The sequence below is a fragment of the Pseudomonas sp. FW300-N2F2 genome, assembly GCF_017351655.1.
Lineage (GTDB): Bacteria > Pseudomonadota > Gammaproteobacteria > Pseudomonadales > Pseudomonadaceae > Aquipseudomonas > Aquipseudomonas fluorescens_AA.
The window spans coordinates 255304-270034 of record NZ_JACNDQ010000001.1 but is presented as its reverse complement, the minus strand read 5'-3'; the positions used below and the strand labels follow the sequence as shown (position 1 = coordinate 270034).

Sequence of the window (14731 nt, the reverse complement as noted above, 5' to 3'; positions counted from 1 at the left end):
GGCGAGGATGCTTGCTCCCTCGCCACAGTCCTGGGTGCTCTCCTTAACTGACCCACTTAGGCATCTGGCGATATTTTTTTTCCGGCCGAGAAAAGGCTCAAGCTCAGGGCTTTCACCGCAACTGGTAAGACCGGTCAAGCCAAATCCTCATCATCGCACTTGCACATCCGCGAAAACAGCGCCTAGACTGCGCCTGCACTGGACAAACCGGTAAGACCACAATAATGAAGTCCCGACGCCAGCCACCCTGGCGAACAAGGACACCGAACCAGGAATCCCTCCCATGCTCAAATGGTGCTCGCGGTCGATCTTTCTACAAGTTGTCCTCGGACTGGTGCTCGGCATCGTCTGCGGGCTTACCCTTCCCGAATACTCCGCACAGCTCAAACCCCTCGGCGACGGCTTCATCAAGCTGATCAAGATGCTCATCGGCCTGATCGTTTTCTGCGTGGTGGTCAGCGGCATCTCCGGCGCCGGTGATCTCAAGAAAGTCGGGCGCATCGGCCTCAAGTCGGTCATCTACTTCGAAGTCCTCACCACCATCGCCCTGGTCATCGGCCTGGTCCTCGCTTTCAGCACAGGCATTGGCAGCGGCGCGAACATCCACCTGGAGCAGCTCTCCAGCGCGGACGTGAACGACATCGCCCAACGCGGCCAGCACATGGTCACTACCCCCCAGTTCCTGATGAACCTGATCCCAACCTCGGTGATCGGTGCCTTCGCTGAAAACAACATTCTGCAAGTCCTGCTGTTTTCAGTGCTGTTCGGCAGTGCACTGAACCTGGTGGGCGACGCGGCTTCCGGCATCTCGCGGCTAATCAACGAACTCAGCCATGTGATCTTCCGCATCATGGGCATGATCGTGCGCCTGGCCCCTATCGGTGTGTTCGGGGCCATTGCCTTCACCACCAGCAAATATGGCCTGGACTCGCTGCAGCACCTGGGCAGCCTCGTCGGCCTGTTCTACCTGACCTGCATCGCCTTCGTCACGCTGATCCTTGGTCTGGTGATGCGTGCGTCGGGCCTGCCGATGCTGCCGTTTCTCAAGTACCTGCGCGAAGAGCTGCTGATCGTACTCGGCACTGCTTCGTCCGATGCCGTGCTGCCCCAGATCATGCGCAAGCTCGAACACCTGGGGATCGGCAGCTCCACCGTGGGCCTGGTGATTCCAACCGGTTACTCATTCAACCTGGACGGGTTTTCCATCTACCTGACCCTGGCGATTGTCTTTATTGCCAACGCCACCGGTACGCCCTTGGCCCTGAGCGATCTGTTGACCATCCTGCTGGTATCCCTGATCACGTCCAAGGGCGCCCACGGAATTCCCGGCTCGGCGCTGGTGATCCTGGCGGCGACGCTGACCGCGATCCCGGCGATTCCGGTGGTCGGCCTGGTGCTGGTGTTGGCCGTGGACTGGTTCATGGGCATTGGCCGGGCCCTGACCAACCTGATCGGCAACTGTGTGGCGACCGTGGCGATCGCCCGCTGGGAGAAAGACATCGACGTTCCCCGGGCGCGCAAGGTGCTGTCCGGCCAACAAGGCTATACCTTCCAACCCAGAAAACCGGTGGGCAGTGCCCATCACCAGCAATTCTGAAAGACGGCGATGCCGGCCCGAGAGCCGGCATCGCCTGATTGATTTCCAAGGAGTCACATGTGATCAGCTCATCGACCGTCGTCAATTCCGTGGTGGAGAAACTCCGCGCCGCCCTCGCCCGGGGTCAGTGGCGCTCGGGCGACATGTTGCCCGGCCAGCGCGAGTTGGCCGAGCAACTGGGCATCAGCCGGCCAAGCCTGCGTGAAGCGGTGATTGTGCTGGAGACCCTGGGCCTGGTGCGCTCGATGCCCGGCAAAGGCGTCGTGGTGCTGGAGGCCAATCCCGGCGATGCCGTCAGCGAAGGCAGTGCCATGGCCGGCGCGAGCCTGGAAGACCTGCTGCAACTGCGCTACACCCTGGAACCCTTCATCGTCGGCCTGGTGGCCCAGTCCATCAGCAGCAAGGATGTCGGCCAGTTGCGCCTGACCCTCATGGACATGCGCGAAGCCTTGGAAGCCAACGACAGCGACGCCTGCGCCAATGCCTACATCGCTTTCCATGAAGAACTGTTTGCCCTGACGTCCAATCCGATCTTCCAGAACGTGGTCCAGCAGACCAGCAACGCCCTCAAGCAAAGCGCCGATGTGTTGCGCAACTCGCCCGAGCACCTGGCCGAACGCCTGGAAGAGAACGAAGCCGTGGTCCGTGCCATTCGTGGCAAGAACAGCGCCCAGGCCAGCGCCGAAATGCGTCGGCACATTCTCCGGGAAGGCCAGCGCATGGGCATCGAATTGAATATTCCGGACGACAACCTCGGCACTTGAGCCTGGGCCTGCGGAGACCGCCATGAACACTCTCGTTTCCCATCGACACAACCGCAATGTACTCGCCACCCTGCCCCTGCCCGGCCAGATCGGCAAACCGTCGGTGGACGATATCTACCCGCGGATCTTCGACGCCATTCTCGAACAACGCATCGCTCCGGCCAGCCGTTTCACCGAGGAAAGCCTGGGAGACGTGTTCGGTGTCAGCCGCAGCATCATTCGCCGTGTCCTGGCGCGCCTGTCCCATCAGCAAGTGGTGATATTGCGGCCCAACCACCGGCCACAAGTCGCCGCGCCGGATCTGGAGCAGACGCGGCAGATCCTCCATGCTCGCCGCCTGGCCGAGCAGACCCTGGTGCGCCTGGCCTGCAAGGCGCCGCAACCCAAGGACTTGCAGCACCTGCGCGATCTGGTGGAGCACGAGCGCCAGTGCCTGGACCGCGGCGAGCGTGGCCCGGCGATACGCCTGTCCGGCGAGTTTCACCTGCACCTGGCCGCCATGGCCGGCAACGCGCCGTTGATGCAATTCCTCGGCAGCCTGGTGCCCTTGACCTCGTTGGCCCTGGCACGCCACGAGGTCAAGTCCCGCCGACATTGCGCCTGGCAGGAACACCTGGCGATCGTCGACGCGGTGGAAGGCCGCAACGTCAATGAAGCGGTGCGGCTGATGGACGAGCACCTGGACCATCTGGAGCAAAAACTGCTGCTGGTCGCAGGCGCGGGATCGTCAAAGTAGCGCGGCTTCGAAGCCAGCGCGGATCTTCTCTTCGGGCAGTTCGTCGGCGATGAACACGATCACGCTTTCCCGGGCTTCGTCGGGCGCCCATTCAGTGTCCCAATCGAAACCATACAACTTGAGCACGCCTTGGAACACCAGCCGGCGGGGTTCGCCAGCGATGTTCAGCACGCCTTTATAGCGCAGCAATTGCTTGCCGTGCTCTTCCAGCAACTGGTTCATGAACTCGCTGAGCTTGTCGATATCCAGGGCCTTGTCGGTGCGCAGCACCAGGCTGCTGATGCGATCGCCCGGGGTTGCCTTGCCCACCGGGCGCAGGCTGAACCCTGCGCCCAGGTCCGCATTGAGATTGAAACCGCGAATGTCGAGCAACTCGGCCAGGTCGATCTGGCCGTGTTCAACCACCCTGATCGGTGCCCGTCGGTTGATGCGCGTCAGGCGCTCGCCAAGGGCCTGGACCTGGGCGGCGTCCACCAGGTCGGTCTTGCTCAGGAGCAGGCGGTCGGCAAACCCGACCTGGGCCTGGGCGATGGCCTGGGTCAGGTGGATGTCGGCGTGAGCCGCGTCCACCAGGGTCAGGATCCCATCGAGGATATAGCGCTCGCGCAGGTCCTCGTCGATAAAGAAAGTCTGCGCCACCGGGGCCGGGTCGGCCAGGCCGGTGCACTCGATCACCAGGCGGTCGAAGGCGATCTCGCCGCTGTCCAGCCGTTCGAGCAACAGGTACAGGGCTTTGGTCAGGTCGGTGTGAATGGTGCAGCACACGCAGCCGTTGGCCAGGGTCATGACTTGCACCGGCTCGTCGCCCAACAGTTGGGTGTCGATACCGGCATCGCTGAATTCGTTCTCGATCACGGCGATTTTCAGGCCGTGCTCGGCCTTGAGCAGATGGCGCAACAGCGTGGTCTTGCCGGCGCCGAGGAAGCCGCTGAGGATGGTGACCGGGATGGGAGAGGACAAACTGAATCTCCTTGATGCCTGAAAGGAAAACGGTTTTGTGGGAGCGAGCTTGCTCGCGAAGGCGTCGGGTCAGTCGACATTATCATTAACTGACACTCCAGCATCGCGAGCAAGCTCGCTCCCACAGGGATTCTGTGGTGTACGCAAATGTTGAAACCATCCCAAAACAACTGTGGGAGCGAGCTTGCTCGCGATGGCGGTGGATCAGCGACATCATCGTCAACTGACCCACCGCCTTCGCGAGCAAGCTCGCTCCCACAAGGGTTACATCATCCACTGGCAATCAGCGGTTCAACAACACTTGGGCCCACCCTTGCCTCCGTAACGGGCCTCCTGGCGTTCGCGAAAGAACGCCTCGTAGTCCATCATCGGTTTGTCCGGGTGCTTGGTTTGCATGTGCTCGACGTAGTTGTCGTAGTCGGGCATGCCGACCATCAGGCGGGCGGCCTGACCGAGGTATTTACCCAGGCGACTCAAGTCATTGAACATCGTTGCAATCCTCTATCAAGCGTCCGGCAGGGCCTGGAATGGCGCTTCTTTGTCCGTGCGTTCCTTGGTGCCCCAGGCGGCGATGCCGACCTTGAGCGCGTAGAACAGGATGCTGAAGACCACGAACAGGAACAACACCGTCAGCGTGGCGTTGGTGTAGGCGTTGAACACCACGTGCTGCATCTGCTCGATGCTCTTGGCCGGGGCCAGGATCTGGCCGGCGGCCAGTGCATCGTTGTATTTGCGCGCCAGGGCCAGGAAGCCGATCGCCGGGTTGGCGTCGAACAGCTTGATCAGGCCCGCGGTGGTGGTGCAGATCAGCAGCCAGGACGCCGGCAGCAGCGTGACCCAGACGTAGCGCTGGCGCTTCATCTTGATCAGCACCACGGTGGCGAGCATCAGGGCGATACCGGCCAGCATCTGGTTGGAGATGCCGAACAGCGGCCACAAGGTGTTGATGCCGCCCAGCGGATCGATCACGCCCTGGTACAGCAAGTAACCCCATAGCGCCACGCAGCCGGCGGTGGCGATCAGGTTGGCCGGCCAGGATTCGGTGCGCTTGAGCGAAGGCACGAACGAGCCCAGCAGGTCCTGGAGCATGAACCGCCCGGCACGGGTGCCGGCGTCCACGGCCGTGAGGATGAACAGCGCTTCGAACAGGATCGCGAAGTGGTACCAGAACGCCATGGTGTTCTCACCCGGCAGCACCGAGTGCAGGATCTGCGCGATCCCCACCGCCAGGGTCGGCGCACCGCCGGCACGGGCCAGCACGGTGGTCTCGCCGATGTCCTTGGCCACCGCTTGCAGCGCCTCGGGCGTGATGGCAAAACCCCAACTGCTGACGGTCTGGGCCACGGCCACCACGTCACCGCCGACGATGGCCGCCGGGCTGTTCATGGCGAAGTACACGCCCGGCTCGATCACCGAAGCGGCCACCATGGCCATGATCGCCACGAAGGACTCCATCAGCATGCCGCCGTAACCGATGTAGCGGGCGTTGGTTTCGTTATCCAAAAGCTTGGGCGTGGTGCCCGAGGAGATCAGCGCATGGAAGCCCGAGACCGCGCCGCAGGCGATGGTGATGAACAGGAACGGGAACAGCCCGCCCTTCCACACCGGCCCGGTGCCGTCGGTGAACTGGGTCAGCGCCGGCATTTTCAGCTCGGGCATGGTGACCAGGATGCCGATCGCCAGGGCGACGATGGTGCCGATCTTGAGGAAGGTCGACAGGTAGTCCCGCGGCGCCAGGATCAGCCACACCGGCAGTACCGCCGCGACGAAACCGTAGCCGATCAGCATCCAGGTGATCTGGATCCCGGTGAAGGTAAAGGCCTTGGCCCAGACCGGGTCGGCAGCGATTTGCCCGCCCAGCCAGATCGACCCCAGCAGCAACAGCACGCCGATGAGCGAGATTTCACCGATGCGACCCGGGCGGATGTAGCGCATGTAGATGCCCATGAACATCGCGATCGGGATGGTCGCCATCACCGTGAAGATCCCCCACGGACTCTCGGCCAGGGCCTTGACCACGATCAGCGCCAGCACCGCGAGGATGATGATCATGATCAGGAAGCAGCCGAACAGCGCGATGGTGCCGGGGATGCGGCCCATTTCCTCGCGCACCATGTCGCCCAGGGAGCGACCGTTGCGGCGGGTGGACAGGAACAGGACCATGAAGTCCTGCACCGCACCGGCCAGCACCACGCCGGCGATCAGCCAGAGCGTGCCGGGCAGGTAGCCCATCTGCGCCGCCAGCACCGGCCCGACCAGCGGCCCCGCGCCGGCAATGGCCGCGAAGTGGTGGCCGAAGAGGATGTGTTTGTTGGTCGGGACGTAGTCCAGGCCATCGTTGTTGAGCACGGCGGGAGTGGCCCGGCGCGCATCGAGTTGCATCACGTTGTTGGCGATGAAGAGGCTGTAGTAGCGGTAGGCGACCAGGTAGATGGCCACGGCGGCGACGACGATCCACAAGGCGTTGATCGCCTCGCCTCGACGCAATGCCACGACGCCCAGGGCGCACGCTCCTACGACGGCCAGCAGTAGCCAGGGCAGATGGCGCAGCAGGCTATTATTGTTTTTCATTTTTATATTCCAGCCAGGGTGGACAAGAAAGATAGCCATTGGAGTTTAGCGCTAACCCGGGCAAAGGCCATACTCGACATTCGTCTGTCTGTTGCCGAACGGTGACGATGCCCCGTCAGTTGGGTCTATAGTCAATGAATCTTCAGAGGGAATGCGTCATGAGCGAACGTCGCCGCTTCGTACGAGTTGACTTCCATGCCAGGACCGAGCTGAGCCAAGGCCCCTATAGATGGTCGGTGGAACTGCTGGACCTGTCCCTCAAGGGGCTGCTGATCAAGAAACCCGAGCCCTGGCTTGGCGATCCCGAACATTCCTTCATGGCCGATATCCATTTGAGTCCCGATGCCGAGATCAAAATGGAAATTCGCCTGGCCCATGATGACCATGGTCACCTGGGCTTCGTCTGCAAGCATATCGACCTGGCATCCATCGCCCACCTGCGCCGATTGATAGAGCTGAACCTGGGCGACCATGACGAGCTGGAGCGGGAATTGGCGGCGTTGATCCAGACTTGAACTGCCATCCCCTTGGTGAGGGACTCATGTGGGAGCAAGGCTTGCCCGCGATGGCTGCAATGCGGCCCTTCAAAATCGAGTCGCCTGCATCGCGAGCAAGCTTTGCTCCCACATACATTCCTTGCGCAATTGCCAGTGTTATTCGAACAGCGCATCCAACGCCTGTTCCAGGCGGGTCACCGCGATAATCTGCAACCCTGGCGGCGCTTCCTTCGGCGCGTTGCCCTTGGGCACGATGGCGCGTTTGAAACCGTGCTTGGCCGCTTCCTTGAGCCGCTCCTGCCCGCTGGGCACCGGTCGCACTTCCCCCGACAACCCCACTTCGCCAAACACCAGCAAATCATGGGGCAGCGGCCGGTTGCGCAGGCTGGACATGACCGCCGCCATCAACGCCAGGTCGGATGCGGTCTCCAGTACCTTGACCCCGCCCACGACGTTGAGGAACACGTCCTGGTCGTGAGTCGGAATCCCGCCGTGTCGATGCAACACCGCCAGCAGCATGGCCAGCCGATTCTGATCCAGGCCCAGGGTGACCCGCCGTGGGTTCGCCAAGTGGCTGTCATCCACCAGCGCCTGCACTTCCACCAACATCGGCCGGGTCCCTTCCCACGTCGCCATGACCACACTGCCCGGGACTTCTTCCTGGGCACGCGTCAGAAAGATCGCCGAAGGGTTCGAGACTTCTTTCAGGCCCCTGTCGGTCATGCCGAACACGCCCAATTCATTGACGGCACCAAAGCGATTCTTCACCGCCCGGAGCAAACGCAGGCGGCCATCGGACTCGCCTTCGAAGTACAACACGGTATCGACCATGTGCTCCAACACCCGCGGTCCCGCCAACGCACCTTCCTTGGTGACGTGGCCCACCAGGAAAATCGCCGTGCCACTCTGCTTGGCGTAGCGCACCAGCAACGCTGCGCTTTCACGCACCTGGGACACGCCGCCCGGGGCCGACTGCAGCTGTTCGGTGAAAATGGTCTGGATCGAGTCGATCACCATCACCTTGGGCTTTTCCACGCGCGCCGTGGCGATGATGGTTTCGATGCAGGTCTCGGTCATGACCCGCAACTGGTCCTGGGGCAAGCCCAGGCGCCGGGCGCGCATGGCGACCTGTTGCTGGGACTCTTCGCCAGTGACGTACAGCGCCGGCATGCGGGTGGCGAGGTTGCACAAGGTTTGCAGCAGGATGGTGGATTTGCCGATGCCCGGGTCCCCACCGATCAGCACCACCGAACCGTCCACCAGGCCGCCGCCCAGCACCCGGTCCAGTTCACCGGAGGCGGTGGAAAATCGCGGGATTTCTTCAACGCTGACTTCGGCCAGGGTCTTGATCTGCGCCTGCTGACCGGCCCAGCCCGTGCGCCCGCTGGGGGCCGCCGCGCCGCCGCTTTCCACCATGGTTTCGGTCAGGGTGTTCCAGGCCCCGCATTCGCTGCATTGGCCGGCCCATTTGGGAAAGGTCGAGCCGCACTCGGTGCAGCCGTACATGCGCTTTGCCTTGGCCATCTGAACTCCGGGGTAAAACCGCGATGATAGCCCAGCCAAGGTTCACTGAGGGGCCGGCATTCTGATTTCACCCTTCGCCAGATCCGCCGCGGTATTGCCCAACGGGTCCCGGGCCTCCAGGTCGGCGCCCTTGGCCTTCAAGGCATCGAGCAACTCGCCACGCTTGAACAGACCCGCGTACATCGCGGCGGTCTGTCCGGCACCGTTGCGTTGGTCCGGGCTGCAATCGGTGGACAGCAAGCGACGGGCAATCTGCACTTCGCCCTTGAAAATGGCGCCCATCAGCGCCGTATTGCCGCGTTTGTCCTGGGCACAGGCATCGGCCCCCGCGGCCAGCAACCGCTCCACCGCCGGAGCGTGGCCGTGATAAGCCGCCAGAATCAGCGCGGTGTAGCCCTTCTCATCCCGGGTATCGAGCGAATAACCGGCCTCGATAAACGTATCGAGCATCGGCACATCGCCCCGGCGAGCGGCGTCGAAATAATAGTTTTGCAGCTGTTCCTGTACCGCCGCCGGTTCGGTGGGTATTGGCTGATCGGCCAATACACTGACTGACCAGGCCGCAAGCATCGTCAAAAGAAATTTACCCATCATGACGTCTCCCCATGAACTCAATACTGTGGGAGCGAGCTTGCTCGCGATGCAGGCGCTGCGGTGCACAGCCAGACCGAGTCGCCTGCATCGCGAGCAAGCTCGCTCCCACAGGTGGATCAGTCAGTCAGTTTTTCCGCCAGAGCCTTGACCCGGGCCAAGTCACCTTTGGCGACACGGGCCACGCCAGTGCCGTATTCAGGATCGGCCTTGTAGAGGAACGACAGGATGATGTGCTTGCTCTCGTCATCGGTGGTCGCCAAAGAGCCACCAAAGCTTTCGATCAGGTCATCACGTTCTTTCTTGCTGAACGAACGATACAAATCACCGGCCTGCTTGAAGTTCTGCTCGCGTTGGATTTTCGCCTGCTGGGTGCTGCCACTCAGCGCGGCCTGGCTGTAGCGTGCCGCCTGCGGTTCTTCACGAGGCGTCAGGCGGCTCGGCTGGTAATTCACGCCGGTGCTGGTGCTGCCTGGGTTCATCGCACCGTCCTGGTTACCGTTGTTCACCGCCACCTTGGGGGCGTTGATCGGCAATTGCAGGGCATTGGCGCCTAGACGGTACATCTGCGTATCGGCATAGGAAAACACCCGGCCCTGAAGCAAACGGTCCTCGGAAGGCTCGATGCCTGGCACCAGATTCGCTGGCGCCATCGCCACCTGCTCGGTTTCCTGGAAGACATTCGCCGGGTTACGGTTCAAGACCATTTGCCCGACCTTGCGCTCAGGCACGCCCGGCCAGATCTTGGTCGCATCCAGTGGGTCGAAGTCGAACTTGGCAAGGTCTTGTGGATTGAGCACCTGGACGTACAAGTCCCACTTCGGGAAGTCGCCCTTATTAATATGACTCACCAGATCATTGGTCATATGGCTGTAATCCTGACCCTGAACTTTCACAACTTCTTTCGGATCGAGATTTTTCAAGCCCTGCAAACTTTTCCAATGAAACTTCACGTAATGAACGTCACCCTTGGCGTTAATCAGCTTGTAGGCATGCACACCGTTACCGTCCATTTCACGGTAACTGGCCGGCGTGCCGGAGTTGGAATACAACTCGGTCAGGGTACGGGTCGACTCTGGAACATGGGAGAAGAAATCGAAACGGCGCGAATCATCGTCCAGGTTGGTCCGCGGGTCGGGCTTGAACGCATGGACCATGTCCGGAAACTTGATGGCATCGCGAATGAAGAAAGTCGGGAAGTTGTTGCCCACCAAGTCCCAGTTACCGTCGGCGGTGTAGAACTTCGTGGCGAAGCCGCGGGGGTCGCGCAGGGTTTCCGGCGAATGATTACCGTGCACCACGGCGGAAAAACGCACGAACACCGGGGTGACCTGGCCCGCGGCGAAGACCTTGGCCTTGGTCAGGTCGCTGAGATCGTCAGACACCGTGAATGTGCCGTGGGCACCGGTACCACGGGCATGCACCACGCGCTCGGGGATGCGTTCACGATCGAAGCGCTGGAGCTTCTGGATCAACTGCACGTCTTGCAGCAGGGTCGGACCGTTGGGACCTGCCGTCTGCGAATTCTGGTTATCGCCGACCGCCGCACCGTTGTCCCGGGTCAGGGTGGCCGCGTTGACAGACAAGGATAGAAGGCTCGCGGTCAGCACAAAAAGAGCGCGGCGATGGGAGTAAGCCCCGTGGCCGAGGGAAGTGTTCATAGGCATGTTCCTCTGATGTTATAGAGCGCATCCATGTGCGCCATCCAGAGGCTAGTGCCGGGAAAAGAAAAACCTAAATAGAAATGCCGTACCGCACCGATAGAAAAAACGTTATAGGGCCCCCGGGCCGAAACCGCGTATCACGCGCGATTGATGGCACTTTGTAAACTTTTCATCCAAGCCCCGGTCGATAACTGAAGCTTTGTAAGCAGGCGTTTCGAGCAAGACTCGTTGGGCTGATTTACACTGCCACTCATCTTTCATCTGTTACAAGGAATAACTCATGGGCGTGCTAAGCGAGTTCAAGGCCTTCGCGGTCAAAGGCAATGTCGTCGACATGGCCGTCGGGATCATCATCGGTGCCGCTTTCGGCAAAATCGTTTCGTCATTCGTGGGCGACGTGGTCATGCCGCCAATCGGCCTGCTGATCGGTGGCGTGGACTTCAGTGACCTGGCCATCACCCTCAAGGCCGCCCAGGGTGATGCGCCTGCCGTGGTGCTGGCCTACGGTAAATTCATCCAGAGCACCATAGACTTCATCATCGTGGCGTTCGCCATTTTCATGGGCGTCAAGGCCATCAACCGCCTCAAGCGTGAAGAAGCCGTAGCCCCCAGCGCCCCTCCGGTTCCGACCAAGGAAGAGCTGCTGCTGAGTGAGATTCGCGACCTGCTCAAGGCTCAGAACGAGCGGCCCTGAGCCTACCAGTAGTTTTCCACCGCCACCTGGCCCGGACGACGGGTCAGGCTCAGTTGCAGGCCCCTGGCCTTGAGCAGCTTGCGCGTGTCGTCGATCATTTGCGGGTTGCCACACAGCATCACCCGCGAATGCTCCGGCGTCAGCGCTACACCGGCCGCGCGCTCCAGTTCGCCGTTGTCGATCAACGTGGTGATGCGCCCACTGAGCGCCCCCGGGTGCTGCTCACGGGTGACGGTCGCAATGAAACGAAACTTGTGAGCGTACTCGGCCAGGTAGTCGCGCTGGGGCAGTTCCTTGATCAGGTCCTGATACGCCAACTCCCGCGCCTCGCGCACGCTGTAGACCAGGATGATCCGCTCGAATTTTTCCCAGGCCTCGAAATCCTGGAGAATCGAAAGAAACGGCGCCACGCCCGTCCCCGTGGACAGCAACCACAAATCCCGGCCATCGACGAAGCGGTCCAGCGTCAGGTAGCCAAAGGCCTGGCGATCCACCAACAGTTCGTCACCCGGTTGCAAGCGGCTGAGTTCGCTGGTGAACTCACCCTCGGGAACCACGATGGAAAAGAATTCGAGAAACTCGTCGAAGGGCGACGACACCATGGAGTACGCCCGCCAGACAGTGGTGCCGTCCGCCTTGGCGACGCCCAGCCGGGCGAACTGACCCGCCCGGAAGCGAAAGCCGCGATCCCGGGTCGTGCGTAACGTAAACAAATGAGACGTCACTGGCTGGACATCGAGCAAGGTTTGGCGGGTGAACTTCTCTGCGCTGTCGGTCATGAGCCACTCCTAGGGGACAAGACCTGCAGTGTCCCGCAAAGTGAGCGTCTTCACCACCGACAGCAAGTAATGGCATTTTAGCTACAGTCGCCGCCTTCTTTGATAAATCCTTTACTGAACTTATACAAAGTTACAGCCATGTAAAATAAACCAAATAGAAAATTTATCCCCTTAGATATTTCCAAATGTAAGAGAACTAAAAAAAAATCACTACAAGTTAGGAATAGTCCTACACTAAAATTTCGCATCATGGATTGGATCCGCATGGACGAATCAAACCCAGGAGAAAGCGATGGACAGGTGGAAGGACTTGTTACTGAGGAAATTATCCTGTGAAAAAGACCTGCAGACGGCCTATCGTCTGGTATTGAATTTCTTTAACAATCAGGGATTTGAATATTGCGCATTTGCAGCCTATCTCGGAAGCCCCGACAAACACACCAGCAAGGTGAACCTGAATAATTACCCTTATGGATGGGACCGACTTTATGAACAAAACGGTTATGCGTCGAGCGATCCATTAGTAGCACATTGCAATCAATCCCCCCTCCCAATCTTGTGGGATGAGACTGTTTTCGCTCAGGCCCCCAAGTTATGGCGAGAACTTAATCGACAGGGACTCAAGTACGGCTGGACCCAGGCCGTTCATGACGACCAAGGGACACAGTGCAGCCTGTTCAGCCTCGCACGAACCCATTGCCCCATTGATATCGAGGAACACTATGGCAATCTCGGCTACGCCATCTTCGCCAGTCAAAAGCTCCATGTACTCGCCAGCAAAAAACTGTCTGACACCGTCGCAGTCAAGCAGAACTATCACTTGTCGCCGAGAGAAATCGAAGTACTGAGGTGGTCGGCCGAAGGCAAGACGGCTTCGGAAGTGGGCAGGATCCTCTGCCTTTCCGAACGAACCGTGAATTTCCATGTGTGCAGTTGCATGCGAAAACTGAACGTCAGCAATAAAATTTCGGCGGTGGCCAAGGCTGCCCATATCCATGTGATCTGACCGTGGCGCGGCACTGCCGGGCTGAAAACCCGCGAGTAATGTGCAACAAAAAAACGTACCATTTACGGTCCCTCTTGAATGATGCCGCTTTTTACACGCGACGCAGTTCATTCAGGCGGTCCCGCACAGACACCTACCTCCAGGCAGCGGGACATTCGTTGATTTCCAGAGTCCCCAGCCATGCCCCTGTTTGACAGCCCTTTCGCCCAACTCGACCTGATCCGCCAACCCGAACAGCAGAACGAACCGCTGCAAGCCTTCGATGCGGCCGATGAATACCTGCTCGCGTATCTGGCCGAACAACAACCGGCCGCGCAGACTCGGGTCCTGGTGCTCAATGACGGCTTCGGCGCCCTGGCCGCCAGCCTGGCCGGCAACGTCCTGGTGACCAGCAGCGGTGATTCTTTCCTGGCATTGCAGGCACTGGAGAAAAACCTGGTGCGCAATGGCCGGCCCTTCGATGCCGTGCCAACGTTGCCGGCCAGCGAACCGTTGACCGGCCCGTTCGATCGCGTCCTGATCAAAGTACCGAAAACCCTGGCCCTGCTGGAGGAACAACTGATTCGCCTGCAAGGCCAACTGGCGCCGGGCGCCCAGGTGATTGCCGGGGCCATGATCAAGCACCTGCCCCGGGCCGCCGGCGATTTGCTGGAGCGTTACATCGGCCCGGTGCAAGCCTCCCTGGCGGTAAAAAAAGCGCGGTTGTTGATCGCCACACCGCCCGCTGCCTCTTCACCCAGCAGTACGCCGGTCGTGTCGCCCTACCCCACGCGCTACTGGCTGGACGAGCCGAAGATCGAACTGCTCAACCATGCCAACGTGTTCTGCCGCGAAGGCCTGGACATCGGCACGCGCGCGTTCCTGCCACACCTGCCGAAAAACCTCGGCACGGCCCGGGTCGCGGACCTGGGCTGCGGCAATGGCGTGCTGGCCATCGCCAGTGCCCTGCAAAATCCCGAGGCCCGCTACACCCTGGTGGACGAGTCGTACATGGCCGTGCAATCGGCCGCCGAGAACTGGCGTGCGGCCCTCGGCGAACGCGAAGTGACCATCAGGGCCGGCGATGGCCTGGCCGGGCAAGAAGCGCAGTCACTGGATGTGGTGTTGTGCAACCCGCCCTTCCACCAGCAGCAAGTGGTGGGCGACTTCCTCGCCTGGCGGATGTTTCAGCAGGCTCGCGAAGCGTTGGTGGTGGGTGGCGCGCTGTACATCGTCGGCAACCGGCACCTGGGCTACCACAGCAAACTGGCGCGGTTGTTCCGAGGCGTCGAGCAAGTGGCCGCCACGCCGAAATTCGTGATTCTCAAAGCCCGCAAATAGACCGTCCGTTGCGGGAGCAAAGCTCGCT

Annotated in this window: 14 protein-coding genes; 7 read left to right on the top strand and 7 right to left on the bottom strand. The window is 60.8% G+C overall.

What is annotated here, in order from left to right; translation table 11 throughout:
- Positions 1–283 precede the first annotated feature (283 nt).
- Genes J4E63_RS01260 through J4E63_RS01250 form a run of 3 tightly spaced genes read left to right on the top strand, consistent with a single transcriptional unit; the run spans position 284 to position 3097 of the window.
- On the top strand, positions 284–1597 hold the full coding sequence (locus J4E63_RS01260) for a C4-dicarboxylate transporter DctA (protein ID WP_192263832.1): 1314 nt from the start codon (positions 284–286) through the stop codon (positions 1595–1597).
- Positions 1598–1656: 59 nt separating this feature from the next.
- A complete protein-coding gene (locus tag J4E63_RS01255) occupies positions 1657–2361 on the top strand; it encodes a FadR/GntR family transcriptional regulator (protein WP_060740540.1) in 705 nt (234 codons plus the stop codon).
- 22 nt (positions 2362–2383) lie between these two features.
- Complete coding sequence (locus J4E63_RS01250) at positions 2384–3097, top strand: GntR family transcriptional regulator (RefSeq protein ID WP_207280795.1); 714 nt, start codon at positions 2384–2386, stop codon at positions 3095–3097.
- Here J4E63_RS01250 and yjiA read toward each other — a convergent pair.
- The 3 genes from yjiA to J4E63_RS01235 all read right to left on the bottom strand — a co-directional run bounded on the left by yjiA (position 3089) and on the right by J4E63_RS01235 (position 6628).
- A complete protein-coding gene (yjiA, locus tag J4E63_RS01245; RefSeq protein WP_060740538.1) occupies positions 3089–4057 on the bottom strand; it encodes a GTPase in 969 nt (322 codons plus the stop codon). The two genes, J4E63_RS01250 and yjiA, sit on opposite strands and share 9 nt — an antisense overlap.
- Positions 4058–4348: 291 nt before the next feature.
- Positions 4349–4546 carry a YbdD/YjiX family protein gene (locus J4E63_RS01240; RefSeq protein WP_003182142.1) on the bottom strand — a complete coding sequence of 66 codons (198 nt, stop codon included), beginning with the start codon at positions 4544–4546 and terminating at the stop codon, positions 4349–4351.
- A 15-nt stretch (positions 4547–4561) separates the two neighbouring features.
- The gene (locus tag J4E63_RS01235; protein ID WP_207280794.1) at positions 4562–6628 is read right to left on the bottom strand and encodes a carbon starvation CstA family protein; all 2067 of its coding nucleotides are present in this window, start codon (positions 6626–6628) and stop codon (positions 4562–4564) included.
- A 158-nt stretch (positions 6629–6786) separates the two neighbouring features.
- On the opposite strand from J4E63_RS01235, the gene J4E63_RS01230 reads away from it, so the two are divergent.
- A complete protein-coding gene (locus tag J4E63_RS01230; RefSeq protein ID WP_207280793.1) occupies positions 6787–7143 on the top strand; it encodes a PilZ domain-containing protein in 357 nt (118 codons plus the stop codon).
- A gap of 138 nt (positions 7144–7281) precedes the next feature.
- On the opposite strand, the gene radA is transcribed toward J4E63_RS01230, so the two are convergent.
- From radA to katB, 3 genes are all read right to left on the bottom strand, one after another.
- Complete coding sequence (gene radA, locus J4E63_RS01225) at positions 7282–8649, bottom strand: DNA repair protein RadA (RefSeq protein ID WP_207280790.1); 1368 nt, start codon at positions 8647–8649, stop codon at positions 7282–7284.
- Positions 8650–8691: 42 nt separating this feature from the next.
- The gene (locus J4E63_RS01220) at positions 8692–9240 is read right to left on the bottom strand and encodes an ankyrin repeat domain-containing protein (protein ID WP_207280789.1); all 549 of its coding nucleotides are present in this window, start codon (positions 9238–9240) and stop codon (positions 8692–8694) included.
- Between the two features lie 119 nt (positions 9241–9359).
- The gene (gene katB / locus J4E63_RS01215) at positions 9360–10901 is read right to left on the bottom strand and encodes a catalase KatB (RefSeq protein ID WP_092205467.1); all 1542 of its coding nucleotides are present in this window, start codon (positions 10899–10901) and stop codon (positions 9360–9362) included.
- 283 nt (positions 10902–11184) lie between these two features.
- Here katB and mscL point away from each other — a divergent pair, with 283 nt between their 5' ends.
- On the top strand, positions 11185–11598 hold the full coding sequence (gene mscL, locus J4E63_RS01210) for a large-conductance mechanosensitive channel protein MscL (protein WP_003205779.1): 414 nt from the start codon (positions 11185–11187) through the stop codon (positions 11596–11598).
- Between the two features lie 2 nt (positions 11599–11600).
- Here the strand turns inward: mscL and J4E63_RS01205 are convergent, their stop codons facing one another.
- Positions 11601–12377, bottom strand: coding sequence for a ferredoxin--NADP reductase (locus J4E63_RS01205; RefSeq protein ID WP_092332978.1), 777 nt, complete (start codon positions 12375–12377; stop codon positions 11601–11603).
- Positions 12378–12669: 292 nt separating this feature from the next.
- Between J4E63_RS01205 and J4E63_RS01200 the strand changes: the two genes are divergently transcribed.
- Together J4E63_RS01200 and J4E63_RS01195 are read left to right on the top strand one after the other, a co-directional pair.
- Positions 12670–13383 (top strand): autoinducer binding domain-containing protein, encoded by a 714-nt coding sequence (locus J4E63_RS01200; RefSeq protein ID WP_207280788.1) that lies wholly within the window; start codon positions 12670–12672, stop codon positions 13381–13383.
- 180 nt (positions 13384–13563) lie between these two features.
- Complete coding sequence (locus tag J4E63_RS01195) at positions 13564–14703, top strand: class I SAM-dependent methyltransferase (protein WP_207280787.1); 1140 nt, start codon at positions 13564–13566, stop codon at positions 14701–14703.
- The last annotated feature ends 28 nt before the right edge of the window (positions 14704–14731 follow it).